Origin of the sequence: Sporolactobacillus sp. STSJ-5 (assembly GCF_024385605.1) — a bacterium.
Classification (GTDB): Bacteria; Bacillota; Bacilli; order Bacillales; family Sporolactobacillaceae; genus Sporolactobacillus.
The window spans coordinates 35,071-61,877 of the sequence record NZ_JANFOJ010000017.1 but is presented as its reverse complement, the minus strand read 5'-3'; the positions used below and the strand labels follow the sequence as shown (position 1 = coordinate 61,877).

The window sequence follows — 26,807 nt, the reverse complement described above, 5'->3', positions numbered from 1 at the left end:
TGGTTACGCAAAAGACTGTGCATCAAACGCGAAGATGCGAGACGCCTGCGGGATAGCGAGCCAAGAGAGACCCCGCAGATTCCTGCTTGTCTGAGGAGGCTCTCGGATCGCCCGCGGCAAGCGAGCAATCGGAGCGTACACAAAAATCAGGATGGTTTAAGGACCAAGCGTGGCTTGGATTTTCTAACAAGTTAAGAAAGTTTATGATTTTGAGCATGCTGGCCCCAGATAATAAATCCAGACACGTAAGCGCGAGACGCCTGCGGGATTAGCGTTCCGGCGAGACCCCGCAGATTCCTGCCTGTTTGAGGAGGCTCGCGGTGCGCCCGCGAGCGCACCAGTTGATCGCGAGTAACCGAAGCAACGATTCAGCACCGAAAAGACACGAACCAATAACACATGGCTGGAGATTAAGGATCAGGTGCTTTTTGCCCGGTTTTTCTAAAAGTTGATACCTGTCAATTTATTAATGAACGAATCGCTTTAAACTGAACTAGTAAACAAAAAGAAAGGGGCGTTCAAGATGACAAAAGTAATTTTACAATTAGAGGCGCTGACCTGTCCGTCATGCCTGCAAAAAATTGAAACCGGCCTTGCACATCAGGAAGGCATTTTAAAGTCGAAAGTCTTGTTTAATTCCAGCAAGGTTAAAGCAGAAATCGATCTAGATAAGATCTCAGCCAAAGCGGTTGCGCAGATCGTGTCGAAACTCGGTTATGAAGTCGAATCGATAAAAGTAAAGGAAGCTTAAGGATCATAAATTCAGAGGAGGAACGCGTATGTCAATCGATGCGTTGTATGAAGCAGAAGTTTCTCAGTCGGAGAAAGATCACCACATCCCGACCGCCGGAGCGATGACCGGTCATATTTTAGCCAATCTGAAGATTCATCAGGAAAAGCTGGCTCAGGCCGTTTTTTATGCCAAAGGATCCGAGACTCCATTTTTAAAGGAATTCTTCAGCCAGGCGATCCAAACAGAAATCAGGTTATTTGACGAGCTTGCACAAGTGTTGTTAGATGAAAGTGAAGTGATTCCGACAACAACTGAGGAGTTCAACCGTTACAGTATGTTGGAGGAACATGGGAAATTCAAGTATCTCTCTGCTAAAGAATGGCTTGTGGTTGCGGTGAAAGACTTTGATACGCAAAATCTGTTTATCACGCGCGCGATTAAATTAGCTGAAAAAGAGGATAAACCGGCACTTCAAGCGCTTCTGGTGCAGCAATTAGGCTGGAATAATCGCAAGATCCGTGAGTTACAGGCGTTCTTAGGTCATGCTCCTCGAGAGGGGTTAGAAGAAGACGATGATGATTAATTAATGGAGGTTTGAATGATGGGGAAGCATAGCTGTCTGATCTTGGTCCCTCTGTTCAATCATTTGGACGAGTCTGATTTAGAAAAAATTGATCAACTGACCAAACGTCATGTCTATAAGAAAGCGGAACAGATCTTCAAACCGTATGATCAGAAGCAGTTGACCATTGTAGCCAAAGGACGCATGAAAGTCTATCAGATTTCCGGCTCTGGTCGCGAGCAGCTTCTGCGCGTTGTCGAACCGGGTGGGTATGAAGGCGAAACGGCATTATTCGGTACAGAAAACGACAGCTTAATTGGCGAAGCGCTTCAAGAAACGGTGGTATGCACACTGGCTCACCAAGACTTCCGGAAGCTGCTGCTGACGTATCCTCAGATCAGTCTGAAATTATTAGAGACGAATGCAGAAAAACTGGTTTCTGCGGAGAACCAGTCAAAATTTTTACTCATGGAAGCTGTAGAAACGCGATTAACGGTCTATCTGCTGGATTTAGCGAAGGCAAAGGATTCCCTGACCTTCGATTTGCCTGTGAAAATGAAGGAATTGGCGGGGTTCCTGGGTACGACTCCAGAAACGTTGTCCCGTAAATTTAAGTTATTAAAGGATAAAGCGTTGATTCATCGCGAGAAGCAAACAGTGACCTTGCTTGATCCGGAAGAACTTGAAGCGCGTTATGTCATCAATTAAAAAGTCCCGTCAGGAAAAGCTGACGGGACTTTTTTTCACAGGTGAAAAATTTATAATTTTGCCTTTCTAGTACGACGATTAGTGTTACTGTTCATCATCCTCGATAAAGCGTGCAAGACGATGGCTGTAGTCACCGTCTAAGTGTACAAGATCCGCTTTGGACATATTTTCTAGAAAGCGGTCGATAATTTTAGGACCGTAATCGAGATAGAGTTCTGAGATTGATCGATTTGTCGTCACCAGCAGACTTTTCGATAACCGCGCATTGAGTATGGCGAAGATGAGCTCCTTCGTCCATGGAGTAATCCCTTCAGCACCAACATCATCCAGAATGAGCAGATCGGCATCAGCGATGAAGGCCATGAGATCGCGCTCTGTGAGCGTACTCTCTTTCGTCCAGGTTGATTTAAAGATGAGCTTTAGAGCTGGAACATCGATAAATAAGCATGTTTTATGATAGTTTTGGTCAAGCAGTTTACTGATTCCAACGGCTAAATGCGATTTTCCAAGGCCGGGTTTGCCATAATAGAACATTCTCGCCGGCTTATTTTCTCCTATTTTTTCAACAAATTCAACGGCATGTTCAACGGCATGGATCTGTGACGCATTCTGTGCGGAAAAATTTTTTAATGTTGCCTGTTTTAAGGCATCGTTGAGCGTCGACAGTTCGTTAAATCGTTCACGCTTGATTCTGTCGGCCTCTTGTAGCGCTTGCTGAGACAACGAGCAGTCACAAGGCTCGGTGATCGTCGTCCATGAACCTTTTCGCGGCCCGCCGACCATTCGCATTTTATAGACATTCAACGCTCTGCCGCAATTGCGGCAATGCGTCACATTGACTAAGCTTCGCTTCAAATCGATGCCATCTGCATTTAAGAAATTAGCTAAGCGACGCATGGTGACACCAGCCTTTATGAGATGGATTAATGCTGCGCTTAGTTCTTAGTATCATGCTTATTCCCCCGAAAGACGCGAGCACTTCGAACATAGGCAACATCCTTTACATGGAGCCTACAGTTGGCGATGCGTGCGGCGGCAAAAAAAGTAATCAGAGAGACGGTTGATATAGCGCAAGGGCAGAGAGGACAGTGCCTGATCCTGCTTCATAAGACCTGCGATGCATCGCTCGGCTCGTCGTGCCACGGTGCGGGCGATGTGGAGCGAGGCGGATGCGGCCGTCCCTCCCGGCAGAATAAAGCGTTCAATGTTCGGCACTTCATCGGTTAACGCATCGATCCGCTTCTCCAGCCAATCGACCATTTCTTGGTGTAATTTGTTCGGTCGTTCCTTAATCACGCTTGCCAGATCGCTGCCGCAGTCAAACAATTCATGTTGAATCTTCTCCAAATCATCCAAAAGATCCTGAAATAGGGCGGGATCTAGCTGGGCAATGGCCAACCCGACAAAACTATTGGTTTCGTCAACCGTTCCATAGGCTTCGATTCGAATGTCGTCCTTATCCCGCCGACCGCCAATAATGCTGGTCTGCCCCTTGTCACCCGTTCGCGTATAAATTGCCATGTTTTTTCACCTCTGCTCTAACGTCATTAAAACTTGCTATAGTACCAGACGATCTGATCATTTTTTTGAACCTTAACGGCACCAGCGCCGACATTGGGCTGTTTGCCGTTAACGGTGAACAGCCAGCCGGCTTTTTTTGAGGCTTTTTTGTTGTTTAAGCTTGTCACATAGACCATTTTGCCACTGCCGCTGCTGCTCATTTCGAGATGCTGTTTTTTACTGAATTTTTGAAGCAGGCTAAAGACGGTTTCGTTTTTTGAAAATGCGATTTTGCCTTCTTGTACATGAGAACCGTCCTTAATGCTGATAAAAGCACTTGAAGCAGCAGTTTGAGCCGCACGTGCGGCTGGTTTTGCTGCAGCGTTCTGCGCCGTTTGATGTCCGGCCCAAAAGCCTGCACCAAATAATACGGCGGCTGCAAGTAGCACAATGATAATTCGATAAATGGTTTTCATTAGTTTTGTCTCCTCTTCGTGTAGGTTGTTTGCTTAACGGGTCTGTTTGGTTAATTTACGGGATTCAGCTGCGAAGACTTTGAACAACAGCGGAGAAAACAAACCGAAAATGAGATTGCCTGCCGCGTGATAGAGATCAAAAGGCAGTCCGCTGATCCATAGACCGACGACCGTTAAGGGATTTTGGGTGAAAACAAAATAGGACAAGGCCATGATCATACCAAACACTAATCCGCTCACGAACAGCCATAAGAAATAGAGCCACTGCTTCTGTGGAAGCAGTGCGGACAGGAGTCCGATCAGTCCCCACGCGGCAAGGTGAAAAAGCGTCCAGTAGCCGAGACCAAGGAACAGATCGGAAACCAGCGCTGTTAATAGCCCTTCAGCAGTCCCCATCTTCCAGCCAAAAAACCATCCGGTCAGAATGATAATGAGTGTCGCCGGCTGGATATTCATTCCGTGAATCGCAAGCCGGCCGGCGACCGCGGCTGCAGTTAGCAAAGAGAGCAGTGTCATTTTATGAATGGCCAGCATTATGGTACCCTCCAGGTCACTTATTTTACCGGACAAGCGCCACCGACGCAGTCGCTTTGATCGACAATTTCAAGGTCTTTCTGTTCCTTGAGACGGAGCGTTTGATAGAGTTCAGCAACATCCGCGCGGATTTTGGCTTTGCGCTCAAGGTACACTGCTTTACTGATTGGCTCTTTCGGTGCTTGAGCAAAGCCATGACCACTGTATGGGAGCAGTGAAGTTGACTTGCATAACTCTCGGTATTGCTGCAGCAAATCGGCAATCTTATCCGCTTCATCTTTATGAAAAGTAATGGTACAGCTGACCGAGTTATCTGCCCAGTAAGTTTGAAGAAACAGCTGTGTCGCAAACTGCTCCTCAATCGATACATCATTCGCGGATACAAAGCTTTTATGATAGGCACCGCCTGCTTTAACCGGGAATTCGACGACCATCGTATTCTCAGAGTATACATCTTTTTCGATCGTATAGCCGGCTTGTTGCAGTGCGGGCAGCAAGGGATCACTGTCCTGAAAACGGATGCGTTGAATCAAGTATTTATCGAAACTAAAGTGCATTCCTTCGGATATCCCGACAAGCTTTGAGACTGTTCCGGAAGGTTTGACGGTTGTGTGTTTGATTGATGGACTGCAGCCGAGTGTCTGGGAATACCGTTGATCGGCTTTGACGACCATTTGATAAAAGGCATCAACACATTGTGCCGCTTGCTCATTAAATACCGGTTTTTGATACGAAGTTCCGCTTTCCGGGTCTTGCTCATCAACGAATCCTCTGACGAGACGTTCTCCAAATCGTTCGAGTACCCAGTCTTGGATGCCGCTCATTGAGATGCCGATGCGCCGGTTCTTCTCGATGATTGTTCTTGAGCATTGCCAATCATAGTGCGAGAACGTCACGCGTTTGGCATAGCGGACGGCAAGACTGAAGACTTCTTCCATCGACCAGCCCATTTCTTCTGCAATCCCTGGGAAGACTTCAAATAAGTTGCACGGTTCGCCGTTTCCTAAAGAAATTTCGCCGCAGGGGTTGGTTCCTTCTGCGTCAGCGTCGATGCCTGGCTGACGGCCGTCTGCCAGCCGTCCGTAGTTGCGGATGTTGTCCAGATTGACGATACCCGGTTCTCCATTTTTGGCAATCGCCTCGGCAACCGCATCGTAATGATTAAAATCAGGAGTGACCAGCACACTGTTGTTTGAGGCCCAGCGATGATCCATTAATTGTTCCTGATCCTGTTTCATCGTGACGAAGGCTTGGTCGTCCGGATCACCAAGGGCAATTTCCGCACTGCGGCGCACATTGCCGGCAACGACATTTTTGCCGATTAAATTGCAGATGTCCGTGCAGTCCACGGATGTGAGCTTTTTCCCATTTGCCTGATTCAGCACACGGTTTACTGCGCCCAGCATGTCAATGAACGGAACAGGGCCTGCAGCCACACCACCGAATCCTTTAATTTTCTCCCCTTTTTCACGAATCGAGCTGACATCGATGACCACATGGGAGGCATGGTCAATCCTAGACGAGAAGTGAGCATCAATGAGCAGGGCGTTCGATTCTACCCATCCTTCGCGTGTATCCGGTGTTTGGTAACAGAGGTAAGATTTGCGGTCATGATCCTGATACCAGGTATCGGCATCTTCCGCGCCCGCCTCAAGCGCTGCGGCGTAATCGCCGTTTTCTTTACTGATTAGAATATCCAGCTTCACGTGACGCGTCACCGGAGGGATTTGACGGATATTTGCTTTGGAAACGGAGAAACCGACACCGCCGCCTTTCATTAATTCGTCAAACAGGAAAGAGAAGGGCATGGATACGGCCGGCTGCTCTTTCTCCAGATAGAAAGGAACGATGTGACTGTCCCCATAGGCTTGGGGACGAATTGCAATAAACCAGCAATTATTCAATGCATCGCCGACACGCTGCTGATAGTCCGTACCGGAGATCCAAAGGTTGCGCCCTGATGGGGTGGAGGCAAGGCTGTAAATGAGTTTAAATAAACGCTCGGCTTCTTTTCCAAGCTCGCGGACGGTTGCTTCGGATACGTGATCCGTATGGAGTCTCGGATCCAGATTGATATTGCCTTCGACCACTCGCTTTACCGTCTCGTCCCATTCTTCGTAGCGGCCAAACGGCTCAATCCAGCGGGCATAGGTTCTTTTATAGGTGACCCATCCGAGTTCGCCCCAGTGTGGCTGAACGTCCGACTTTATTTTTTGTATGTAAGCATCAGATAACTTAATCTGCATTATTTTACTCCTCTCAACTACGTTTCCTGCTCATAGTAACTAGATATTGTATTAAAGTCAATTGTATAATCAATATATAGTATTTTGGCTTATTCGGTACAATCATGCATGGTTATCGGATTTTCGGTGGGACAGCCTTTGGATGCATCAATCCAGTTAAATAGAGTGTCACATAATTGTCACTTTGTGAAAACATACCCTATAGACCCTTTATCTGTACAATAACCGTGCAGGCGACAAGGATTTTTTCTGATGAGCGAGGACTAGGGACGTAATGGTTTTGCTGATAGAAATCGATGGCTGCGAAAATAAAATATGAGCTTATTCTTGAAATTGAGAATCATTATCAATAAAATGTGTAGGTGGAGAATAGTCGCTTGCGTTTCAACCCATACTTAAATAAGTACGGGTCTTGAATTCGAATGGCATCATTCTGATTATTGAACTGGTTTTTTTTGATCCCTGCATCGGTAGGAAAATTTATACTATTCGGGACCCCTCCCTTGGCAGTGTTTCTTGATAAATACGGCAGACCTTAGTGGAAGATGAGGAAACAATAATGAGAGACCACGAAACTGGGATTGGCGTGAGCAGCAGTAAAATTATTCTGATTGGCGAACACTCGGTTGTTTACGGAAAACCGGCGATTGCTCTGCCTGTTCCGGTCGTGCATGCAGTGACCAAAACAACGCGCTGTCTTGGACTGCTGAGGCTGCAATGCAGCTTCTATAATGGCATTTTGCGTGATGGAACGGATCAGATTGCCGGACTCAGAACGATTATTCCGGCAGTACTGCATGTTTTAAAGCGGCCTGAAAAAGATATATCGATCACAATTAACAGTACGATACCTGCAGCGCGCGGCATGGGTTCAAGCGCTGCCGTTGCGATATCAGTGGTACGTAGCTTATTCAACTATTTTGATACACCACTTGAACGGAACGTGCTGCTCAATCTCGTCGGCGTTTCTGAAAACTATTTTCATGGAAATCCGAGCGGTCTCGATGCGGCTGCGGCCAGTAGTAATCATCCGATTTTCTTTAGGAAAGGAAAAGGAATGGAATGGATTCACCATAAGCTGCGCGGTTGTTTGGTCATCGCCGACAGCGGGATAAAAGGGCAGACGAAGCGTGCGGTCACCGCCTTGAAACAACGCCTGATGCAAAGTGCACCGCTCCAGCGGAAAATAAACCAATTAGGTGTACTTACCTCCAACGCTAGAGAAGCGTTGGAGGCGGCCGAAGAAGAAGTCTTGGGTTCCATATTGCTGGAAGCGCATCGTCTTCTCCAAGAGCTGGGCGTTAGTCATCCTTCTTTGGATCATTTAGTTGCGGTGGCGATGAACGATGGGGCGCTTGGCGCGAAGATGACCGGTGGCGGCTGCGGCGGCTGCATGATTGCCCTGGTCAAGGATGTGCGCAAGGCACATGATTTAGCGAAAAAGTTAATGGGTGCCGGAGCATCTAAAACCTGGATTCAGCCGCTTCAGGGCAGAGATTTTCCGGTCAATGCCGGGCTCTTGCACTGATCTGCAACAAGAGAGAAGGAGAGTGAGCACATTGTATGCTGCTGCACGCGCGTATACAAATATTGCTTTGATCAAGTATTGGGGGAAGAAGGACGAACAGTTGATTCTGCCGATGAACAGTAGTTTGTCGCTTACGCTTGATGCATTTTATACGGAAACAAGTGTTGAACCGCTGCAAGGGCTGCACGAAGATGAAGTGATGATGGATGGTGTGGTTTTAAGTGGCGCTTCCGTTGCAAAAATCAGCCGTTTTATGAATCTTGTTCGTGAAAAATCGGGAAGGCGCATGTTTGCTCGAATTGTAACGAGAAATCATGTTCCGGTGGCCTCTGGTTTTGCGTCTTCTGCCTCCGGTTTTGCCGCGCTTTCAGCCGCAGCAGCTCGTGCCTATGGCATGGACTGCTCGGGAGCTGCGCTCTCTCGGCTTGCGCGTCGCGGTTCGGGCTCGGCTTCGCGTTCGATCTACGGCGGTTTTGTTAAGTGGATGAAAGGAACAGATGATGCGAGTTCTTATGCGGTTCCGGTTGATCCGGCAAAGTGGCCGATTTGCCTCGTGTCCGTTGCTGTGAACAAGCAGCCCAAAAAGATTTCCAGTCGTGAAGGAATGAGGCGAACCGTCAAGACATCATCCTTTTATCCGGTTTGGATCAAAGAGGCGGAAAGGGATCTTGCCAGAATTGAACCGGCGATTCGCAAACACGATTTGGACATGGTCGGCAAAATTGCTGAAGCAAATGCACTGAAGATGCATGCGGCTATGCTGGCAGCGGATCCTCCCTTTACATACTGGGAAGAAGGAACAATGACAGTAATGCGGTGCGCCGTTCATCTGCGCGAGCAAGGCATACCATGCTATTTTACGATGGATGCCGGCCCAAATGTCAAACTGCTTTGCTCGGAAGCAAATGTCGGGCGGATTCTCGAAGATCTATCTGAATTTTTCCCTTCAGAATCCCTGACCGTTGCCCGGCCAGGACCTGGCGTTGACTATTTGAAGAACCCTATTCAATAAAGGAGACATTCACAAATTGCATGGCGTACAATGTGCACCTGGGAAACTTTATATAGCGGGAGAGTATGCGGTTGTTGAACCGGGCTATCCTGCCATCATTGCTGCAGTCGACAAATCCGTCACCGTAACCATTGAAAGAAGGGAAACATGTGGCCGAATTCAATGGGCCAATGCAACACTCGACTTGAAACGCAGTGCGACGAACCAATGGAACACTGAGGGTGATGTTTCTACGTTCCGTTTTGTCTTATCGGCAATCGAACGAACCGAGCAGTACGTACAATCGCTCGGAAAACAACTCGGCGTTTATCAACTGACCATCAGCAGTGATTTGACTAGAACAGACGGTAGAAAATACGGATTAGGTTCCAGTGCTGCTGTGACGGTTGCCTGCACGAAGGCAATCCTTGCTTTCTATGAAGTGAAAATTGAGCAACAAATCGTATTCAAGCTGGCTGCCCTTGCACATCTTTCTGTTCAAGGAAACGGATCATGTGGGGATATTGCTGCCGGCGTTTACGGCGGCTGGATTGCCTATACCTCATTTGATCGCAAATGGCTGGCACCGTTCACTTCTTCAAAAAAGGATTGGCTGCCGCTGCTCAAAATGGATTGGCCGAAGTTATCGATTCGGCCGCTTGTGCTTCCCGCGAATCTGCACTTAATTGTCGGATGGACAGGCATCCCCGCCTCAACAGCCAAGCTCGTTGATCGGGTGGAAAAAGCAAGACGCGGTCAGAAAAAAGGCTACCAGCACTTTTTGAAGCAAAGCAAAACATGTGTAGAAAAAATGATCGCCGGTTTTTTAAACCAGCAATCCGAGTTAATTTTGGAAGGGATTCGCGAAAATCGCAGGATTCTTGCTCAATTATCCAAGCTGTGTGGGGTCTTCATTGAAACCAATAAATTGCATCAGCTCTGCAGCATTGCCGAAAATAATCGAGGTGCAGCAAAAACATCGGGTGCCGGCGGAGGCGATTGCGGCATCGTTCTTGCTGACCAGGAGACCGATCAGATGGCACTAATCAAAGCATGGAAAGAACATGGAATTACTCCGCTTGCTCTGTATGACAGAGAGAGGTAAAAGGAAGAAGGATCGTGAGATGGAATCGCGTAAAGATCAGCATGTCCGACTATTTCAGGAAACCCACCAGAAGCATACGAATGATTTTGATTCTGTAAAATTCATCCATGATGCGCTGCCGGAAATGAGTCTTAGGCAGGTCACTTACACAACGGATCTGCCGTTCGGCAGTTGGCCGGTTCCTTTTTTTATCAATGGGATGACTGGGGGAAGCCAGAAGACAAAGAAGATCAATGAATGTCTGTCAAAAGCAGCGGCAGCAACGGGGCTTGCGGTTGCATCCGGCTCGCAGAAGGCAGCTTTAAGAGATCCGGAATTGTGCGACACTTTTCAAGTGCTGCGCCGCGTCAACCCGGATGGATTTATTTTTGCAAATATCGGTGCTGAGCTCGATGAGGAGCAAGCGAAACGTGCAGTCGATATGCTGGAAGCGAATGGGCTGCAAGTGCATTTAAATGCCCCACAAGAAATCGTAATGCCTGAAGGTGATCGCAATTTTTCTTCATGGCTAAAAAATCTGGAACGGATTGTTCGCGCTGTTGATGTTCCTGTTGTCGTGAAAGAGGTGGGGTTCGGGATGAGCCGGGCGACTTATCAGAAGCTGATCGATGCAGGTATTGCGGCCATTGATGTTGCCGGTAACGGAGGGGTAAATTTTATAGCGATTGAGAATCTTCGCCGTGAGCGGGCACGATTTGACTACTTACAAGACTGGGGCCAATCGACGGTCATCTCGATGCTTGAAGCGCAGCCTTATATTGATCAGACGGTCTTCTTTGCGTCCGGAGGGGTGCGCAATCCGCTGGATGTTCTGAAAGCTCTTGCACTTGGGGCCCGTGCGGTCGGTATTTCAGGAACCTTTCTTCATACCGCACTCGCGGAAGGCAAGGATGGACTGATTGCCCAGATTGACGAATGGAAAGAACAAATGAATCAGATTATGCTGCTTCTTGGCTGTCCGACTGTACAGGCACTTCGGAAAAAGAATCTGATCCTGAGCGGTTCCCCTTTCGAGTGGGCGCGTCTAAGAGGACCACGGCCCGAAGCACTGGCCACCCGTTCAGCTACGTGAAATGGACACTGTCTTACGTACACGGCGCTATTGCTGTGTCCTAAATCAGAAAGGAGAATGGCTACCCATGACTGCACATTCAAAAAAGGATTCCGAAATGATTGAAATTTGGGATGATGTTGTCCGGATCAAGGATCTTGTCCTCGCGATTGCGATCAACAGCATCACAACGTTAGGCGGCTATTTTGCTGCACCAAACCATGCGCCGATGCCGCTCTTGTTTGGTTTAATCGGGGCAGTTATCGGGTTTATTATTTGCTCACTCTTCATTAAACCGAAACGTATTTTTGAAGAGACGGAAAGTGGGGAATAATGGATGGACCTTGTCCTTTTAGCAGAAATGATCGCTGCAGCTGTTGCGGCTGCACTTATATATACAATTATTGGCATTATCCCGGGAACGGACGAAACGGCCGTTCTGGTGCCCGTCACGCTTATCTTGGTGCTCACCGGTGTTCAACCCGTCATTGTCCTCTGCTTTTTTATTTCAGCTGTGATTGCCAACAACCTCATGGATGCGGTACCTGCCGCCATTGCCGGGATTCCCGGCGGCGTTATGGCGAGTCCGCTCGTGGACCATGCGCAGTTGCTTAAACGAAAGGGAATGGCCGATCGGTCGCTGCGCAAAATGGCCGCGGGTTCGCTGATTGGCGTACTGGTCAGTGTTCCAGTCAGTCTGCTGCTTGCAAGAAGTCTGATCCCGCTTGCTGAAGCAATTAAAGCGTACGCCGATCCGCTCTTCTTTGCCGGCGCTGTTTTACTTGCCTTACTGAGTAAGAATAAGTTACTGGCCCTTGCCTCCATTCTCCCTTTCACATTGCTCATTGAAGGGCTGCGCTATCTCTATTGGGGCATCGGCATTGTACCAAGGGGAACCACAGTGTTCATCTCGTTCTTTCTCGGCATAACGATTGGACCGGTCGTTCTGACTCTATTTGAGTTGCTGAATAAAGAGAAAAGAGAATGTCTGAAGTGTGATCAACCGCGCAGGATTACCCTTCAGAAAGTACCCTTCGAATGGAAATCGCTCAATCCGTTTCACGCGTTGAAAAAACAGGAATGGGTCACAAGCGCCGGAGCGTCACTGATCAGCTGTTTCACTTTTATTCTTAGCCCGGTCGGGATGACGACGCTTCTTGGCGAACTCTTTTCAAAACGGACGCAAGATCCGGTTGATCGGTCGATGCTTGCAATTACAACGATGAATGCACTGGCAAACGCGACCTATCTTTCCGGAACGCTGATCCCGTTGATCGCGTTAGGCGTGCCCCTTTCTCCGGTTGCCATAGGCCCTGCTCATGCGCTGTTTGACTCACCACCGGTCTTTACCGCAACGCACAATATGCACCATATCCTTTCGCAGACCGATTTCATTTTGGCGACAGTGATTGGCGCCGGCGTTGCCCTTATTGTCACGTATACGCTGGCAATCAAATATGCGCAATCGATTTGTGCCTTTGTGTTCAAACGGATTCCCCACGAAGCAATACTCGGCTTGTTTTGCGCTTTCGTTCTCCTGCTCGCGTATATGGATGCGGGTTGGATGAATATCGGTGGCGTCATGCTGATCGGACTTGTTTCCGGACTGCTTCACCGCTGGGGCGTGGGGTACGGGATATTATTCATGGTCTTGTATGCGGCGCCATGGCTCGTTTTGGGCTTGTGATTATGATCCATTCGCTCGCCGATACGAGCGCTGGGCGCAGGGATGAACATCGATTTCTGATTGAATTGAATGGGTCCATTAATTTTAGCGGACGAAACATAGGTTATTCTCATATTTTGGAGGCAACGAAGATGAATGCGTTAAAAGATATTTTTAATCGAATAAAAGCGGATCCTGAAAATAGTCATTTCACAAATAAAAATATCGAACCACTCTACTATGCCACTCCGACGGCAAAGCTGTTAATCATCGGCCAGGCTCCGGGTGTGATCGCGCAAAATACAAAGATAGTGTGGAACGATCGAAGCGGCGCGCGTTTGCGAGACTGGATGGGTGTATCAAGAGATACTTTCTATCATTCGGGAAAAATTGCTGTGCTCCCGATGGATTTTTATTTTCCCGGCAAAGGAAAGAGTGGCGATTTACCACCGAGAAAGGGATTCGCTGCAAAGTGGCACGATCCAATCATTAGGGCAATGCCGGATATCGAGTTAACCTTATTAGTCGGCTCCTATGCACAAAGGTACTACCTGAAGACGCATTCGAAAATGACGTTAACTCAGACTGTTAAAGATTATCGCAGTTATTTACCTGACTATTTTCCATTGGTTCATCCGTCACCGCGGAACTATATTTGGATAATAAGAAATCCTTGGTTTGAGAAAGACGTTTTACCGGATTTGAAGAAGTATATTAACCGAATTCTATCAGATCAGTAAGTGATGATTGAAACGCATACCGAATACATGTTGATTCGAGCACCGGTTGATGCTCCTAAAAAAGCCGAGGGAATAGATACCGTTGATGATTTATAGCCGCATAGCGGATGAGCAGCTTTTTTTTCGAATCAAATCCGGACGGAAACTTACAACGACCGGGATAATCACGGTGAAGACCGGATACCCATCCAAATAAAACAGCACCCTCCTTTTTCAAGAAGCTACTGCTACGAAGCCTTCCTTGGTAAGGAACGAAAAATAAAAAGGATTGAATTCTTGTATACCGCAAGAACTCAATCCTTTTTGTCACGCACAGAATACACAATCGCTTCTCTGTCCTCTTTTTTGCCAAGTGCATAAACCTTTTGGCTATCTTCTTCTTCAAAAAAATGAAACGGCACTTTTCGGTTATAGTCATGAGGAAATCCGTCGAGCAGAACGATGCCGTCTGTGTACTTTAGATCGTCATCCAGATAGGGATCAAATAAATAGAGATAGTGATTCGACGTGTCTGACTTTGTTGCCAGCACATAATGCTCGCCGCCATAGTTTAATCGGAAAATGGCCGCGCCGCTATTCTTAATCGCATCAACGATTTCGCTGCCTTCTCGCAAATGAACGTGTTCACCGGCATCATAGTTTCCGTGGATGTGCAGTCCTTTAATGGGTCCGTTATGATTCAGCCATTCGGAGATAAATTTCATTGCCGATTTTGATGTGCCGCTCTTGCCGACTTCACCAACTGAATTATAGGTATCGAGGGATTAGGCGGTAATTGCTTTGATCACGTCAGGCGGAATCACTTCTCGCGGAAATAGATAGTTTATGGCATTCAATAGCGTTACTGTTCCGCAGTCATACTCAGACATCTGGTAATACAATGGTGTCTTCATGCGATTCCCTCACTTATTATGATTGTTTGAATCAAAGATGCCCCGGAGTGCATTGCTTATCTGTTGTTTTTAGTTTGCGATGTGGTCCAACAGATAACTGATATCTGTGATGATCAATTTTCGATTCTTGACAATCAGAGCGCCGTCACTTTTTAATTCACCAAGCATTCGATTGACGCTGCTGCGCGCGCTGATGCCGCAGAAGCCGGCAATGTCATCATTTGTTAACATGAAATCGATCAGAATTCCCTCGCGCACTTTGCGCCCGAATAAATCAATCAGACTGTAAATAAACGCACAAACCGCGCCTTTTTTCCCATTCATGATCATTCGCTGGGAACGAAAAATATTTTCCGATAATTTCTTGCGATAATAACTTTTGATATAGTTTTGCAGCTCTGGTGTCGCATTGACGTATTTCCAGAAGGTGACACGGTCCACTTGATAAAAGGTTGCTTCATTGGATTCCACGCGTACATTAAAAGGCTGTTCCGTAAACTTGGAAACCTCATCCCGAAGTAGCGAGATGACATCGGGTTTGACGATATAGGAAAGATTGAATTCTCTTCCGTCTTGAAGAATAATGCTGTTTTTTATAATCCCTTTTTTGAGAACATAAGTATACCGTTCTTCGAGACCGTGATAAGTCAGATAGGTATGTCTACTTTTGTTAATTGTTGGTACATCGTGCGCATCCAGAAAATTAATCAAATATTCAATTTCACTTAATACCATGGATTTTTCCTTCCCATCACAAACGTTCAAGTTAAAAAATAGAGATACAATTGTTACATTTAACCCTATTTTAACTGCTTTTTATCTGATGTATGTCACAAATAAAGTAAACATTTGTTAACTTTTTATGATAATAGCAAACGAAACGGACAGTCTTTTTGTTTTGATTTATAACAGATGGTGCACGCAGAAGGGTTTGTGGAACCTTGTGATACGCATGTCACGCGTCCCTTTTTCTCATACTAAGGATCATAAATCTTTTCTACTTGCTATTTTCAAAGTAAAAGAACTGAAAAGAGGGCTGTCCATTTATGGTTAGCATTGAACTACCTTATGACAAAAAAACAATCGAGGCTAATCTGCCCGACCACAATTATGCGGGCAAATTAGTATCTCAAGCAGCGACTTACCACACGGATCGGTCGGAAAACGAGATCGTCGAGGCTTCACTCGATCATCCAATCGGCTCAGTGCCTTTGGAAGAACTGGCAAAAGGTAAGAAAAATATCGTGATTATCAGCTCGGATCACACGCGTCCGGTCCCGTCACACATTATTACACCGATCCTTTTACAACGGTTACGTGAAGCTTCTCCGGATGCGCGCATTCGTATTCTTGTCGCAACCGGATTTCATCGCCCATCCACCCATGAAGAACTTGTTAACAAATATGGACAAAAGATTGTCGATGAAGAAGAAATCGTGATGCATAGATCGACAGACGACGCGTCGATGGTCAAAATCGGCCAACTGCCGTCCGGAGGCGACTGCATCATCAACCGAATTGCCGCCGAAGCCGATTTGTTACTTTCGGAGGGATTTATTGAATCGCATTTCTTCGCCGGATTTTCCGGTGGTCGCAAATCCGTACTGCCAGGTGTTGCTTCCTACAAAACGATCATGGCCAATCATTCCGGCCCGTTTATTGATTCCAATAAAGCACGTACCGGTAACCTGAATCACAATCCGATTCATGAGGATATGGTTTATGCGGCACGTACGGCAAATCTAGCTTTTATCGTCAATGTCGTGCTCGATGAGGACAAGAAAATCATTGGTTCCTTTGCCGGAGATATGGAAGAGGCACATAAAAAGGGCTGCGCGTTTCTTCGCGGACTGTCTAGCGTAAAAAAAATTGACTGTGACATCGCAATCTCAACGAATGGCGGCTATCCTCTGGATCAGAACATCTATCAGGCAGTAAAAGGGATGACAGCTGCTGAAGCAACGAATAAGGAAGGCGGCACAATTATCATGGTTGCCGGCTGCCGAGACGGACACGGCGGCGAAGGCTTCTATCATAATATCGCGGATGTTGCCGATCCAAAGGAATTCTTGGATCGCGCCATCAATACACCGAAGCTGAAAACAGTCCCGGATCAATGGACAGCTCAGATCCTAGCTCGAATTCTGGTTCATCATCATGTCATTGTGGTTTCTGATTTGGTCGATCCTGAACTGATTACCCGTATGCACATGGATCTTGCGACTTCCCTTGATCAAGCACTTGAAATGGCTTATACGCGTGAAGGTAAGGATGCCAAAATAACGGTTATTCCTGACGGCTTGGGTGTTATCGTTCAATAACAATTCCAGAAAAAGAGGAGAGGTGGACAGAAAATGGAAAATGACGAACTGCATACGCCGCTCCAAGATGCTTCTGAGCCCAGTCAAACGAAGACACATGAAAAAGACAGCGGTTTTGCGGATCTCGGTTTTGCAAAGGTTGATCTGACGAGAAAGCAGCGCAACGGCTATCCGGAAGTGATTTATGGTGAAGGTAAAACAGCCGAGCAAATTATCGGCATCATTGAGACCATGCGCAAGCAGACGGTGAACATTTTATGTACGCGCCTTTCCTCGGAAAAATTTGAAGCAATAAAAAAGGTTGAGCCGGATGCTGTTTATTACAAAGAAGCACGCTGCGCGCTTGTGAATCGTGCCGAAGTGAAGAAAACCAGCAGCTATATTGCGATTGTGACCGCCGGGACCTCCGATATTCCGGTTGCCGAAGAGGCAGCGGTTACTGCTGAAGCTTACGGAAACAGCGTGAAACGGGTTTATGATGTCGGCGTTGCCGGTATTCATCGGTTATTTGCCCGTTTGGATGTGATTCGCGCGGCAAAGGTTGTGATTGTCATTGCCGGTATGGAAGGTGCGCTCGCCAGTGTTGTCGGCGGTTTGATTGACAAGCCTTTGATTGCGGTGCCGACGAGTGTTGGCTACGGCACCAACTTAAAAGGTGTGACGGCGCTGCTTACAATGCTCAACAGCTGTGCATCGGGGATCACCGTGGTGAATATTGACAATGGTTTTGGTGCTGCCTACTCAGCCAGCATGATCAATCATTTGTAAAATGGCTTTGGCCCGCATGGAGGATTAAGATGAGAACTCTTTATTTAGATGCTTTTTCAGGAATCAGCGGTGATATGTTCATTGGCGCACTGCTTGATCTTGGCGTCGACTTTGACCGATTTCAATCGGAACTCGCTCAATTGCATGTCAGTGATTATCAGCTGCACAATGAGCGCCTTGCGAAAAACAGTATCTACGGGACAAGCTTTGACGTCGTACTAAATCATGAAAAGGATCACGGATTTATTGAACATCATGATCACCATCATCATCATGATGTTCGGCATTTGAGCGATATTTGCTCCCTTATCAATGCAAGCGGCTTATCTGAAAAGATCAAGAAGCAATCGATTGCCGTTTTCACTGAGATCGCCAAAGCAGAAGCGGCCGTTCATCAGATGCCTCTGGCTGATGTCCATTTTCACGAGGTCGGCGCTATGGATTCGATTGTCGATATTGTCGGCTGCTTTGTCGCACTGGACTTACTAGGCGTCGATGATGTGCGCGCGTCCGCACTAAGCGATGGGTCCGGTTTTATCCAAGTTGCACATGGGCAGATGCCGGTACCGGTTCCCGCTGTCATGCAGATGCGTATCGGCACCAATATCCCAATAAAACAGCGCACGGATGTTCAGACCGAACTCATTACGCCGACCGGTATGGGCCTTGTCAAGGAGATCGTCAGTCACTACGGATCCATTCCGGAGGATGGAATTCTGCTCAAGACCGGATACGGGTTCGGCAAGCGCGACACCGGTTCCTTTAATGCGCTGCGCGCGTTGCTCTTTGAAACGAAGAAAAGCATGCAGACGGTGAATACGGATCATGATACGGTGCTGCTGATCGAAGCAAATCTTGATGATCAAAGCGGAGAATCACTAGGATTTGCAATGGATGTGTTGCTTGAAGCAGGCGCATTCGATGTATTTTTTACACCGATTTACATGAAGAAAAATCGACCGGCATGCAAGCTCTCTGTTCTTTGCGCGCCGGAAGAACGCGAAACATTTGTTGACTTGCTGCTGAAACACACCTGCACCCTTGGTGTTCGCTATCAATTAATGCAGCGGTCAATCATGAAGCGCAGCTTTAAAAAGGTAGAAACAAAGTATGGAACAATTCGTGTGAAGGTTGCCAGCCGTGACGGTGTCGTTAAGCAGACTGCTGAGTATGACGATTGTGCTCAGGCTGCACGCTCATATGGTGTTTCTCTAGCTGCGGTTGAGCAGGAGGTTCGACGGCAGCTGCTGGATTCATTGAATCAGAATTAGATTATTTGGAGGGAATACTGTGATTCATCAACTCGTTGCTGAATTCTTAGGGACAGCATTAATGATTGTTTTTGGTGTTGGCGTCCACTGCTGTGAGGTGCTCAATACATCAAAATATCAGAATTCCGGTCACATTTTTGCTATTACAACTTGGGGTTTTGGTATTACCATCTCGTTGTTTATCTTCGGAGATGTGTGTATTAACCCAGCGATGGTTGTCGCTCAGGCCGTCCTTGGCAATATTCCATGGACGAGTGTCATTCCATTAAGCATCGCAGAAGTACTCGGCGGTATCTTCGGTTCCATTGTTGTCTTTATCGCTTACTATGATCAATTCAATGCATCCAAAGACGTCGATCGGGTCAAAATTCGTAACATCTTTTCAACAAACCCAAATGTGCGTCATTTGCCGCGCAACTTTTTCGTCGAATTTATTGATACGTTTATCTTTATTACCGGAATCTTAGCCATCGCTTCGATTAAAACACCAGGCATTGTGCCGATTGGTGTTGGCCTTCTTGTGTGGGCAATCGGTATGGGTATGGGGGGTCCGACGGGATTCGCGATGAACCTCGCGCGTGATATGGGTCCACGTATTGCCCATGCGATTCTGCCGATTCCGGGCGGCAAAGCGAGCAACGATTGGCAATACGGCATTATCGTTCCGGGCATCGCACCATTCTTAGGCGCTGCTTGTGCCGCACTTTTCGCCAGAGGATTCCTCGGACTATAACCAGGCTGTCATTAATAAAAATAACTATAAAAAAGGAAGGTAAATACTGATGAGTACGTTAACTGAAAAAAAACAGGCTCTAGTTGATCAATTGAAAAAGATGAATCGTGTGGTTGTTGCTTTTTCCGGAGGTATTGACAGTACACTCGTTCTGAAAATGGCGCTGGATACGCTGGGCAAAGACAATGTACTTGCCGTTGTTGCCAACTCCGAACTTTTTACGAATGAGGAATTTGACAAAGCCGTCTCCTTGGCAAAAGATCTGGGCGCTGTTGTTAAGAAAACTGAACTCAACTATCTGTCTGAAGAACATATCAAACACAATACGCCGGACAGCTGGTACTATGCGAAGAAAGGCTTCTATGCGCGAATGAACGAGATCGCGGCGGCTGAGGGCTTCGAGTTTGTACTGGACGGCATGATCAAGGATGACGAAAGCGACTTCCGCCCAGGTCTGCGCGCCCGGACAGAGGCAGGCGCACGAAGCGTTCTGCAGGAAGCAGGTTTCTATAAAACCGATGTTCGTGCTTTGGCAAAAGTAATTGGCCTGAACAACTGGAACAAGGTTTCTTCATGCTCAGTATCTTCCCGCTTCCCTTACGGAACAACACTCACGTTGGAAAAAATCGATCAAGTCATGAAGGCGGAAAAATACATTCGCGATCTCGGTTTCCCTGTTGTCCGCGTCCGCTATCATGGTGAGATTGCCCGTGTTGAGGTTCCGGCAGAACGTTTAAACGACTTCATTGAATTGAATGATAAGGTCAGTCAGACGCTCATGGATTTTGGCTTCCGTTATGTGACACTTGATTTGAGCGGCTTCCGCAGCGGACGGATGAACGAAACCCTTTCAGCAGAAGAACGCAAGGCCTTTGTTTCTTAAGTATAGGGACATCAATGAGCGGCTGAAATTTTCGAATCTCGAAAATGGATGCCGTTTTTTTTAACGATGAGAACGAAAGGAAGAATTAACGTGTTGAAAAAGTGTCTGCCCTATTATTTAGGTTCAATCATTCTGCATGTTGTTGGTATTGGTCTGCTTTTTCTTGTGGCAGAAAATAATCCGGTCATGCTCGGGCTTGGACTTGTCGCCTATACACTCGGTCTTCGTCATGCCTTTGACGCGGATCATATCGCAGCTATTGACAACATTGTGCGGAAACTGACGCAGCAAAAGGAGAACCCGATGGGTGTCGGCTTTTATTTCTCACTCGGCCATTCATCCGTAGTTCTGCTCATGGCCTTGGTTTTAGCCTTGTCCGTGAGTTGGGTGCAGAATCATCTGCCGCAATTCGAACGTGTCGGCGGTGTTATAGGCGCCACGGTCTCCGGTGGATTTTTGATCGCAATTGCAATCATTAACCTATTTGTTTTAATTGATTTGCAGAAAATGTTTATTCAATTAAAAAAGAGTGCTTTCGATCAGGAAAAGTTCGAACAGCTGCTGCAGTCCCGAGGCTTTCTGTCCCGCGTGTGCGCACCGCTTTTTGCGTTTATCAACAAGAGCTGGCACGTGTTTCCGCTGGGCTTCTTGTTTGGTTTAGGGTTTGATACCGCGACAGAAATCAGCCTGCTTGCACTTTCCGCAGAGTCCGCACGAGCGCATATGTCTGCTGCTGCCATACTTGCTCTGCCGATTCTTTTCGCAGCAGGCATGAATGTTATGGACACAACTGATTCGGTCATGATGACACGTGCGTACCGCTGGGCGCTCGATACGCCTGTTCGAAAAATTTATTACAATATTACGGTTACGGCCATTTCGGTTGCTGCGGCATTAATGATCGGTGCCATAGAACTGAGTCAGGTTGCGGGTAAGGCGTTCCAGCTGCAAGGCGGCTTTTGGAACTGGGTGCAGCAGATTAATTTAAATTGGGTCGGCTATGGATTAAGCGTTCTTTTTGTCACGATATGGGGGCTTTCGTATATTATCTGGAAATTTTTCCGTATCGATCAGCGCTGGAACCAAAATTATCTCTAATTGATTGCACCATTATTAAAAAGCAAACTTCCTTAATGAACCCTTGGAATTCCTATGCTTAAGGAAGGGGATACAAGGCATTTTTATAGTGAAGAGTGGTAGATGATCATTACGTTTCTCTAATATAACCGAACACTTTTCCAAATTTTATTAGTCTCTATTGCAAAAAAGTGATAAGAAGCCAATAATGGACATGTAAGCGGTTTACAATAGGAGCTACCCTGGTAAAAACGCAGCCCATTTTTACCAGAGACTGCGAATGAAGCATTACAATTCGGTCGAAGCGACTTATGAAGGGGAGATCTGAATATGAAACGTGTTGTAATCACTGGTGCATCATCGGGTATGGGACTAGCAGCGGCAAAACTGTTTGCTGAACGCAACTGGGATGTTTTGATGGTCGATTTAAATGAAGAAGGCTTGGCAAAGGCAGCTTCGGAATTGCGGCAGAAAACAAAGGTTGAAGTTTACACGTACGCGGTCAATGTTGTTGATGAAAATGCTGTTTCAAGTCTGGCAAATCAGATTAAAGCTAAGTTTGCAACAATCGATTCGTTAATAAATAATGCCGGGATTGCGAGAATGGGCAGTGTTACGGATACGGACAGTAAAACGTGGGATGCAGTGCTGAATGTTGACGTTAAATCTGTTTTTCTCATGTCTAAATATTTTGTTCCACTTTTGATTGACAATAAAGGCGGAACAATCGTAAATACTGCTTCGATCTCAGGACTCTGCGGTGATTTTGGAATGGCTGCCTATAATGCTGCTAAAGGTGCTGTGGTCAATCTGGTTCGTTCCTTAGCTCTGGACTTTGCGAAATACAATATCCGGGTCAATAATGTGAATCCGGGTGCAACGGAAACACCTATGTTTCTTCAGAATCCAGAGGAGGTTCAACAGCAGTTCAGGGACGCAATTCCACTGGGACGTTTAGCTAAACCGGAGCAAATTGCGAAGGTCATGTATTTTCTTGCTTCGGACGAATCTGATCCGATTGATGGTGTCAATCTGCCGGTAGACGGCGGACTGAGTATCCAATCCGGACAGCCGCAGCAATAAATGATTCGCAGGTAATGATTCATTAGGTTGCTAGAATTAGAGAAATTTTAATAGACTGAAGAAGAATATGAATGGTTACTTTCAAACCTCTAAATACGCCTTCAAGGACCTGAAAATCTTGATGAACCAAGATTTTCAGGTCTTTTTTCAAGAAAAGAAAGTATAAGATTTTACGGATTAATAAAAAGTAGGAAAAACAGACACGAAAGCGCGGTGCACCCGCGGTCGCGCTCAGTTGATGCGAGCAACCGAAGCGATGAATTCAGCACCATAAAGACACAAATCAATCACATATGCCCGGTCTTTCTTACTTTATAAAAAGTATCTTGATCGTTACCCGTAATACGTCTGGCTTTTGCAAACACGTGATTCGACCGCGAGACGACCAGACTGTCGGCATAAAAGACAAATAAAAGGATTCTCTTCCTCAAGAGGTCTTTTTTTGATACGATAATCAAGTTGATTTTATTACTATTCTTTCTGGGACGGCTGTGATGTATTGTGATGTGGAGAAGAGGTATTGGCGCAAATGTGCGCTATAATTACATTTATTATTTCTGTTCTTTTTTTGGTGTGGCGGCGCTTTGGGTACTCTATCTGACGCATCGCGGGATGTCGCTGGTCGAAGTGGGGCTGCTTGAAAGCATTTTTCACGTAAGCAGCTTTATATTTGAGGTGCCGAGCGGGGCACTTGCCGATCGCTTGAGTTATCGAGCGGTTTTGATTTTGGGCCGCGTCTGTTCAATTGTGAGCAGCTTTATCTTGATTTTTTCTCATGATTTTCTGTGGTTTGCTGTCGGGTTTATTATTTCTGCATGGTCTTATAACCTTAACTCCGGTACGAATGAGGCTCTGATCTACGAGTCGCTGCGCAATCTGAAACAGGAAAAGAAGTACATCAAAGTATCGGCAAATGTCAACGCAATCTATGAATTTACGGACACCTTGGGCATTTTTGTCGCAGGCTGGTTCGTCAATGTTTACTTTGAAGGTGTGTACTGGATCCAGATCGGGATTTCATTGCTGGCGATTCTGACCGTCATGATGATGGTTGAACCCGTGAAATCGGAACGGAAAGAAGAAAAGATTACCGGATATTTCGCCATTTTGAAGAACGCCGCTGCTTTTTTAAAAGAAAACGCTCAACTGCGCTTCCTCATGTTCTTCTTTGCTCTATTTCAAGGTATTGCCGCAACGTACTACTTTTATTTTCAATCATTCGTGGATGGGCGCGGGTTCAAAGGAATTCAAATCAGTCTGCTGATGGTCGTTTCGGCTGTGTTTCAAATTATCGGAGCGAAAATCTCACCCAAAATAGAAAAAAAAGTCGGTCAAGTCCGACTGATCAAGTATTTTTCCATTCTATTGTGCGTGCTGCTCATCTTGTCTTATGTGAATCAGCTGGTGATGCTGATCGTCTGCTTCATCGTGATGAACGCGCTGGTTGCAGTCAGCCAGCCGATTTTCAGCAACTATTTTAATGAATTGATCCCATCGTCCAGCCGTGCGACCCTGCTGAGCGTTTCCAGCATGCTGTTCAGCGTGACGATGATTCTTCTCTTTCCACTGACAGGATGGATGATTGAGAAGTTGGGCTTTACCCTGAGCTTTGGAGTAATGGGCAGTTTGGCAGCATCTTTGTTGCTGGGACTTCCGCACCTAGCGAAGAACAGGCAAAATCAATAACGATGGATTAAGGAAGATATTGCTGCCACTTGATCGCGTCAATATAGGCTGCCATATAGGCATGTTTTGAAATCGCAAATTGCTCTAAGTAGTCGTTAAGTGCAGCCCAATCTGCCTGTTCGAGTAAGAGAACACCATTAAGATGGGTTCTGAAGTTATTGTCTTGTCCCATCAGTGCTTCTTTTACTTCGGCGGGAAAAGGGAGCGTAGCGAGAATATCTTCCATCTTTTGATTCGTAAGTGCATCAATTGAGGAAAAAAGTCCAACAAGGCAGTAGTTGTCCTCCTCGTCCTGTGCATTCAGGAGTGTCGCCAGCTTTTCCAGCATGCGCCCACGAATAATGCAAGCTTTGATTAACTCAGCGTTAGGCAGGTTTTGAAGCTCTTGAAGAAGAAAAAGATGCATCCATTTTGATAAATCCTTTACACCGATCCGTGTGAGGGCATTCTGAATGGAGCGGACAGGAATCATCGCACCGTAATGGAGAGTATTCGCAATCCGCATGATTTTATAGGTGAGTCCAAGATCATGCTGAAAGTGTTTGGAGAGAGCTCTTAAATTGACGTCCTCTTTTTTTAATTCTTTAATGATGTGCAGCACATGATAATTGAACGAAGGAATGTCGGTTCCGTTAATCATCGCCGGCTTGCTGAAAAAGTAACCTTGAAAGAGATGGTAGCCCATGCGAAGCGCCAAGGTATATTCTTTTTCCGTCTCTATTTTTTCAGCTAAAAAAAGCTTCTGCTGTCCGTATTTCTTGATCAGGCGAATTTGCTGATGCAGCGGATTCCGATTGAATTCAATCTTGATCATATCGACCAGTGTCATCAGCGGAGACCGCATTATTTTCGGATCGAAGGTAAAGTCATCCAAAGCCAGTGTGTAGCCGGCTTTCTTTAACCCTTTGCAGGCATCGATAACCTCCTGGGTCAGGGGAACATTTTCTAGAATCTCCACAATGATTTTATTTGGAGACAGTAATTTTGGAAAGTCATTGGTGAGAAAATTTTCCGAGAAATTGATGAACCCTTTCGTTCCATCGATGAGCTGGTCGAAATTCATGACCAATATGGAGTTTGACAGCAATGCTGCTGTGGCTTGATTATCATCGGTTCCTTCGAAATAATTATTCATGCTTTTTCGATAAAGCAGTTCATAGCCGTACAGATTTATTTTCCGATCAAAAATCGGTTGCCTGGCAACATAGACATCCATCAATACTCATCTCACATTCAAACAGCGCAAGGGTGCAGTTCTTTGTATTTATATTAGCTTGAAAAATGGGAAAAGACAATGACATGTATGACGAAAGGAGGAGACGATGTTGGGAAATATATGGGATCCGGAGCAGGTGGTTTCAGAAAAATTAGCGCGAACATTGATCGAACGGCAGTTTCCTGAGCTCGCGCCAGCAAAGGTTTCTGCGCTAGGCGAAGGCTACGACAATACTGTTTATCTTGTCAATGAACGGTATGTATTTCGATTTCCTCGCCGGCAGATAGCGGTTGGACTGCTGCGTGCGGAGAGTGGAATCTTGCCAAAACTGGCAGATCATTTACCGCTGCAGATTTCTAAACCGCTTTTTTTTGGCAATCCGGACGCTGAGTTTTCATGGCCGTTTCTTGGTTATGAGAAGGTTCGCGGGTATTTGCCGGTTATCCTGACCCATGAAGAACGTGCGCGTTCGGCAGCAGACTTGGCTCAATTTTTGCGAGCTCTGCATCATTTTCCGGCAGAACAGGCTGCTGCACTAGGTGTTCCCGATGATGAGCTCGGACGGCTGGACATTGGGAAACGCAAAATGGCGCTGCTCCAACGTGTGGATCAGTTAGCGATGCAGAATCTGTATCATCGAGTTGGTAAGCTACGGCAATACGTCGAAAAAACGGATCCGATTCCTCTGGCTGAGCAACGGTGTCTGGTGCATGGCGACCTGCATATTCGGAATCTAATTAGTAATCAGCTTGGCAGGGTGACCGGTGTGATTGACTGGGGAGATGTTCATATTGGTGATCCTGCTGTGGATTTATCGATTGTGTACAGCTTTTTGCCTTATGGTGCGCGTTCGCAATTTTTTGCGGTTTATGGTGAAGTGAGCGATGCGACGAAAGCATTAGCTAGGTGGAAGGCGGCTTTTACAACGGTTTCACTGTTCATGTACGGTTATGATCGGCAGAATGCGGACATTGTTGAGGGATGCAGGCAGAGTCTGGATTTGATTCTAGAGGATTGAGCGTCGAGAGAAGGATTT

At 46.5% G+C, this 26,807-nt stretch carries 28 protein-coding genes and 1 pseudogene; 20 read left to right on the top strand and 9 right to left on the bottom strand.

Features of this window, described 5'->3' with window-relative positions; translation table 11 throughout:
* The 4 genes from NOM01_RS14010 to NOM01_RS13995 form a co-directional block, all read left to right on the top strand.
* The coding region (locus NOM01_RS14010; RefSeq protein WP_255749119.1) for a hypothetical protein at window positions 1–195 on the top strand (195 nt) is incomplete at its 5' end.
* 328 nt (window positions 196–523) lie between these two features.
* Window positions 524–751, top strand: a complete 228-nt coding sequence (locus NOM01_RS14005; RefSeq protein WP_255749118.1) for a heavy-metal-associated domain-containing protein — start codon at window positions 524–526, stop codon at window positions 749–751.
* A gap of 28 nt (window positions 752–779) precedes the next feature.
* On the top strand, window positions 780–1,316 hold the full coding sequence (locus NOM01_RS14000; protein ID WP_255749117.1) for a ferritin-like domain-containing protein: 537 nt from the start codon (window positions 780–782) through the stop codon (window positions 1,314–1,316).
* A gap of 18 nt (window positions 1,317–1,334) precedes the next feature.
* Window positions 1,335–2,003, top strand: coding sequence for a Crp/Fnr family transcriptional regulator (locus NOM01_RS13995; protein ID WP_218143243.1), 669 nt, complete (start codon window positions 1,335–1,337; stop codon window positions 2,001–2,003).
* A gap of 84 nt (window positions 2,004–2,087) precedes the next feature.
* Here the strand turns inward: NOM01_RS13995 and NOM01_RS13990 are convergent, their stop codons facing one another.
* From NOM01_RS13990 to nrdJ, 5 genes and pseudogenes are all read right to left on the bottom strand, one after another.
* On the bottom strand, window positions 2,088–2,900 hold the full coding sequence (locus NOM01_RS13990; RefSeq protein WP_093672845.1) for an ATP-binding protein: 813 nt from the start codon (window positions 2,898–2,900) through the stop codon (window positions 2,088–2,090).
* Window positions 2,901–2,938: 38 nt separating this feature from the next.
* A pseudogene (locus tag NOM01_RS13985) lies at window positions 2,939–3,524 on the bottom strand (cob(I)yrinic acid a,c-diamide adenosyltransferase).
* A 26-nt stretch (window positions 3,525–3,550) separates the two neighbouring features.
* A complete protein-coding gene (locus NOM01_RS13980; RefSeq protein ID WP_255749116.1) occupies window positions 3,551–3,979 on the bottom strand; it encodes a DUF4430 domain-containing protein in 429 nt (142 codons plus the stop codon).
* 33 nt (window positions 3,980–4,012) lie between these two features.
* Window positions 4,013–4,513, bottom strand: coding sequence for an ECF transporter S component (locus tag NOM01_RS13975; protein WP_255749115.1), 501 nt, complete (start codon window positions 4,511–4,513; stop codon window positions 4,013–4,015).
* Between the two features lie 20 nt (window positions 4,514–4,533).
* Window positions 4,534–6,759 carry a ribonucleoside-triphosphate reductase, adenosylcobalamin-dependent gene (gene nrdJ, locus NOM01_RS13970; RefSeq protein ID WP_255749114.1) on the bottom strand — a complete coding sequence of 742 codons (2,226 nt, stop codon included), beginning with the start codon at window positions 6,757–6,759 and terminating at the stop codon, window positions 4,534–4,536.
* 559 nt (window positions 6,760–7,318) lie between these two features.
* On the opposite strand from nrdJ, the gene mvk reads away from it, so the two are divergent.
* From mvk to NOM01_RS13935, 7 genes are all read left to right on the top strand, one after another.
* Entirely contained in the window at window positions 7,319–8,287 is a 969-nt protein-coding gene (mvk, locus tag NOM01_RS13965) for a mevalonate kinase (protein WP_093672854.1), read from the top strand.
* A gap of 22 nt (window positions 8,288–8,309) precedes the next feature.
* A complete protein-coding gene (gene mvaD / locus NOM01_RS13960; RefSeq protein WP_255749113.1) occupies window positions 8,310–9,299 on the top strand; it encodes a diphosphomevalonate decarboxylase in 990 nt (329 codons plus the stop codon).
* A 16-nt stretch (window positions 9,300–9,315) separates the two neighbouring features.
* Window positions 9,316–10,383 (top strand): phosphomevalonate kinase, encoded by a 1,068-nt coding sequence (locus NOM01_RS13955; protein WP_255749112.1) that lies wholly within the window; start codon window positions 9,316–9,318, stop codon window positions 10,381–10,383.
* 19 nt (window positions 10,384–10,402) lie between these two features.
* On the top strand, window positions 10,403–11,455 hold the full coding sequence (gene fni, locus NOM01_RS13950) for a type 2 isopentenyl-diphosphate Delta-isomerase (protein ID WP_255749111.1): 1,053 nt from the start codon (window positions 10,403–10,405) through the stop codon (window positions 11,453–11,455).
* 67 nt (window positions 11,456–11,522) lie between these two features.
* Window positions 11,523–11,768: a hypothetical protein gene (locus tag NOM01_RS13945; RefSeq protein WP_255749110.1), complete on the top strand. Its 246-nt coding sequence runs from the start codon at window positions 11,523–11,525 to the stop codon at window positions 11,766–11,768.
* Window positions 11,769–11,771: 3 nt separating this feature from the next.
* Window positions 11,772–13,121, top strand: a complete 1,350-nt coding sequence (locus NOM01_RS13940) for a tripartite tricarboxylate transporter permease (RefSeq protein ID WP_255749109.1) — start codon at window positions 11,772–11,774, stop codon at window positions 13,119–13,121.
* A 131-nt stretch (window positions 13,122–13,252) separates the two neighbouring features.
* On the top strand, window positions 13,253–13,840 hold the full coding sequence (locus NOM01_RS13935) for a uracil-DNA glycosylase family protein (RefSeq protein ID WP_255749108.1): 588 nt from the start codon (window positions 13,253–13,255) through the stop codon (window positions 13,838–13,840).
* A gap of 293 nt (window positions 13,841–14,133) precedes the next feature.
* Here the strand turns inward: NOM01_RS13935 and NOM01_RS13930 are convergent, their stop codons facing one another.
* From NOM01_RS13930 to NOM01_RS13920, 3 genes are all read right to left on the bottom strand, one after another.
* The gene (locus tag NOM01_RS13930) at window positions 14,134–14,544 is read right to left on the bottom strand and encodes a hypothetical protein (RefSeq protein WP_255749107.1); all 411 of its coding nucleotides are present in this window, start codon (window positions 14,542–14,544) and stop codon (window positions 14,134–14,136) included.
* Between the two features lie 60 nt (window positions 14,545–14,604).
* Window positions 14,605–14,733: a hypothetical protein gene (locus NOM01_RS13925; protein WP_255749106.1), complete on the bottom strand. Its 129-nt coding sequence runs from the start codon at window positions 14,731–14,733 to the stop codon at window positions 14,605–14,607.
* A gap of 69 nt (window positions 14,734–14,802) precedes the next feature.
* On the bottom strand, window positions 14,803–15,468 hold the full coding sequence (locus NOM01_RS13920) for a Crp/Fnr family transcriptional regulator (protein WP_255749105.1): 666 nt from the start codon (window positions 15,466–15,468) through the stop codon (window positions 14,803–14,805).
* Window positions 15,469–15,779: 311 nt separating this feature from the next.
* On the opposite strand from NOM01_RS13920, the gene larA reads away from it, so the two are divergent.
* The 8 genes from larA (at window position 15,780) to NOM01_RS13880 (ending at window position 24,555) form a co-directional block, all read left to right on the top strand.
* A complete protein-coding gene (gene larA, locus NOM01_RS13915; protein ID WP_255749104.1) occupies window positions 15,780–17,054 on the top strand; it encodes a nickel-dependent lactate racemase in 1,275 nt (424 codons plus the stop codon).
* A 33-nt stretch (window positions 17,055–17,087) separates the two neighbouring features.
* The gene (larB, locus tag NOM01_RS13910) at window positions 17,088–17,822 is read left to right on the top strand and encodes a nickel pincer cofactor biosynthesis protein LarB (protein WP_255749103.1); all 735 of its coding nucleotides are present in this window, start codon (window positions 17,088–17,090) and stop codon (window positions 17,820–17,822) included.
* A 29-nt stretch (window positions 17,823–17,851) separates the two neighbouring features.
* Window positions 17,852–19,093: a nickel pincer cofactor biosynthesis protein LarC gene (gene larC, locus NOM01_RS13905; RefSeq protein WP_255749102.1), complete on the top strand. Its 1,242-nt coding sequence runs from the start codon at window positions 17,852–17,854 to the stop codon at window positions 19,091–19,093.
* 19 nt (window positions 19,094–19,112) lie between these two features.
* On the top strand, window positions 19,113–19,826 hold the full coding sequence (gene larD / locus NOM01_RS13900; protein ID WP_255749101.1) for a D/L-lactic acid transporter LarD: 714 nt from the start codon (window positions 19,113–19,115) through the stop codon (window positions 19,824–19,826).
* Window positions 19,827–19,875: 49 nt separating this feature from the next.
* Complete coding sequence (larE, locus tag NOM01_RS13895; RefSeq protein WP_255749100.1) at window positions 19,876–20,709, top strand: ATP-dependent sacrificial sulfur transferase LarE; 834 nt, start codon at window positions 19,876–19,878, stop codon at window positions 20,707–20,709.
* A 66-nt stretch (window positions 20,710–20,775) separates the two neighbouring features.
* The gene (locus NOM01_RS13890; protein ID WP_255749099.1) at window positions 20,776–21,807 is read left to right on the top strand and encodes a HoxN/HupN/NixA family nickel/cobalt transporter; all 1,032 of its coding nucleotides are present in this window, start codon (window positions 20,776–20,778) and stop codon (window positions 21,805–21,807) included.
* 309 nt (window positions 21,808–22,116) lie between these two features.
* Window positions 22,117–22,869 carry a meso-2,3-butanediol dehydrogenase gene (budC, locus tag NOM01_RS13885; protein WP_255749098.1) on the top strand — a complete coding sequence of 251 codons (753 nt, stop codon included), beginning with the start codon at window positions 22,117–22,119 and terminating at the stop codon, window positions 22,867–22,869.
* Window positions 22,870–23,373: 504 nt separating this feature from the next.
* Window positions 23,374–24,555 carry an MFS transporter gene (locus tag NOM01_RS13880; RefSeq protein WP_255749097.1) on the top strand — a complete coding sequence of 394 codons (1,182 nt, stop codon included), beginning with the start codon at window positions 23,374–23,376 and terminating at the stop codon, window positions 24,553–24,555.
* A 7-nt stretch (window positions 24,556–24,562) separates the two neighbouring features.
* Here NOM01_RS13880 and NOM01_RS13875 read toward each other — a convergent pair whose 3' ends face one another.
* On the bottom strand, window positions 24,563–25,771 hold the full coding sequence (locus NOM01_RS13875; RefSeq protein ID WP_255749096.1) for an EAL and HDOD domain-containing protein: 1,209 nt from the start codon (window positions 25,769–25,771) through the stop codon (window positions 24,563–24,565).
* A gap of 109 nt (window positions 25,772–25,880) precedes the next feature.
* Between NOM01_RS13875 and NOM01_RS13870 the strand changes: the two genes are divergently transcribed.
* Window positions 25,881–26,789: a phosphotransferase gene (locus NOM01_RS13870; protein ID WP_255749095.1), complete on the top strand. Its 909-nt coding sequence runs from the start codon at window positions 25,881–25,883 to the stop codon at window positions 26,787–26,789.
* The last annotated feature ends 18 nt before the right edge of the window (window positions 26,790–26,807 follow it).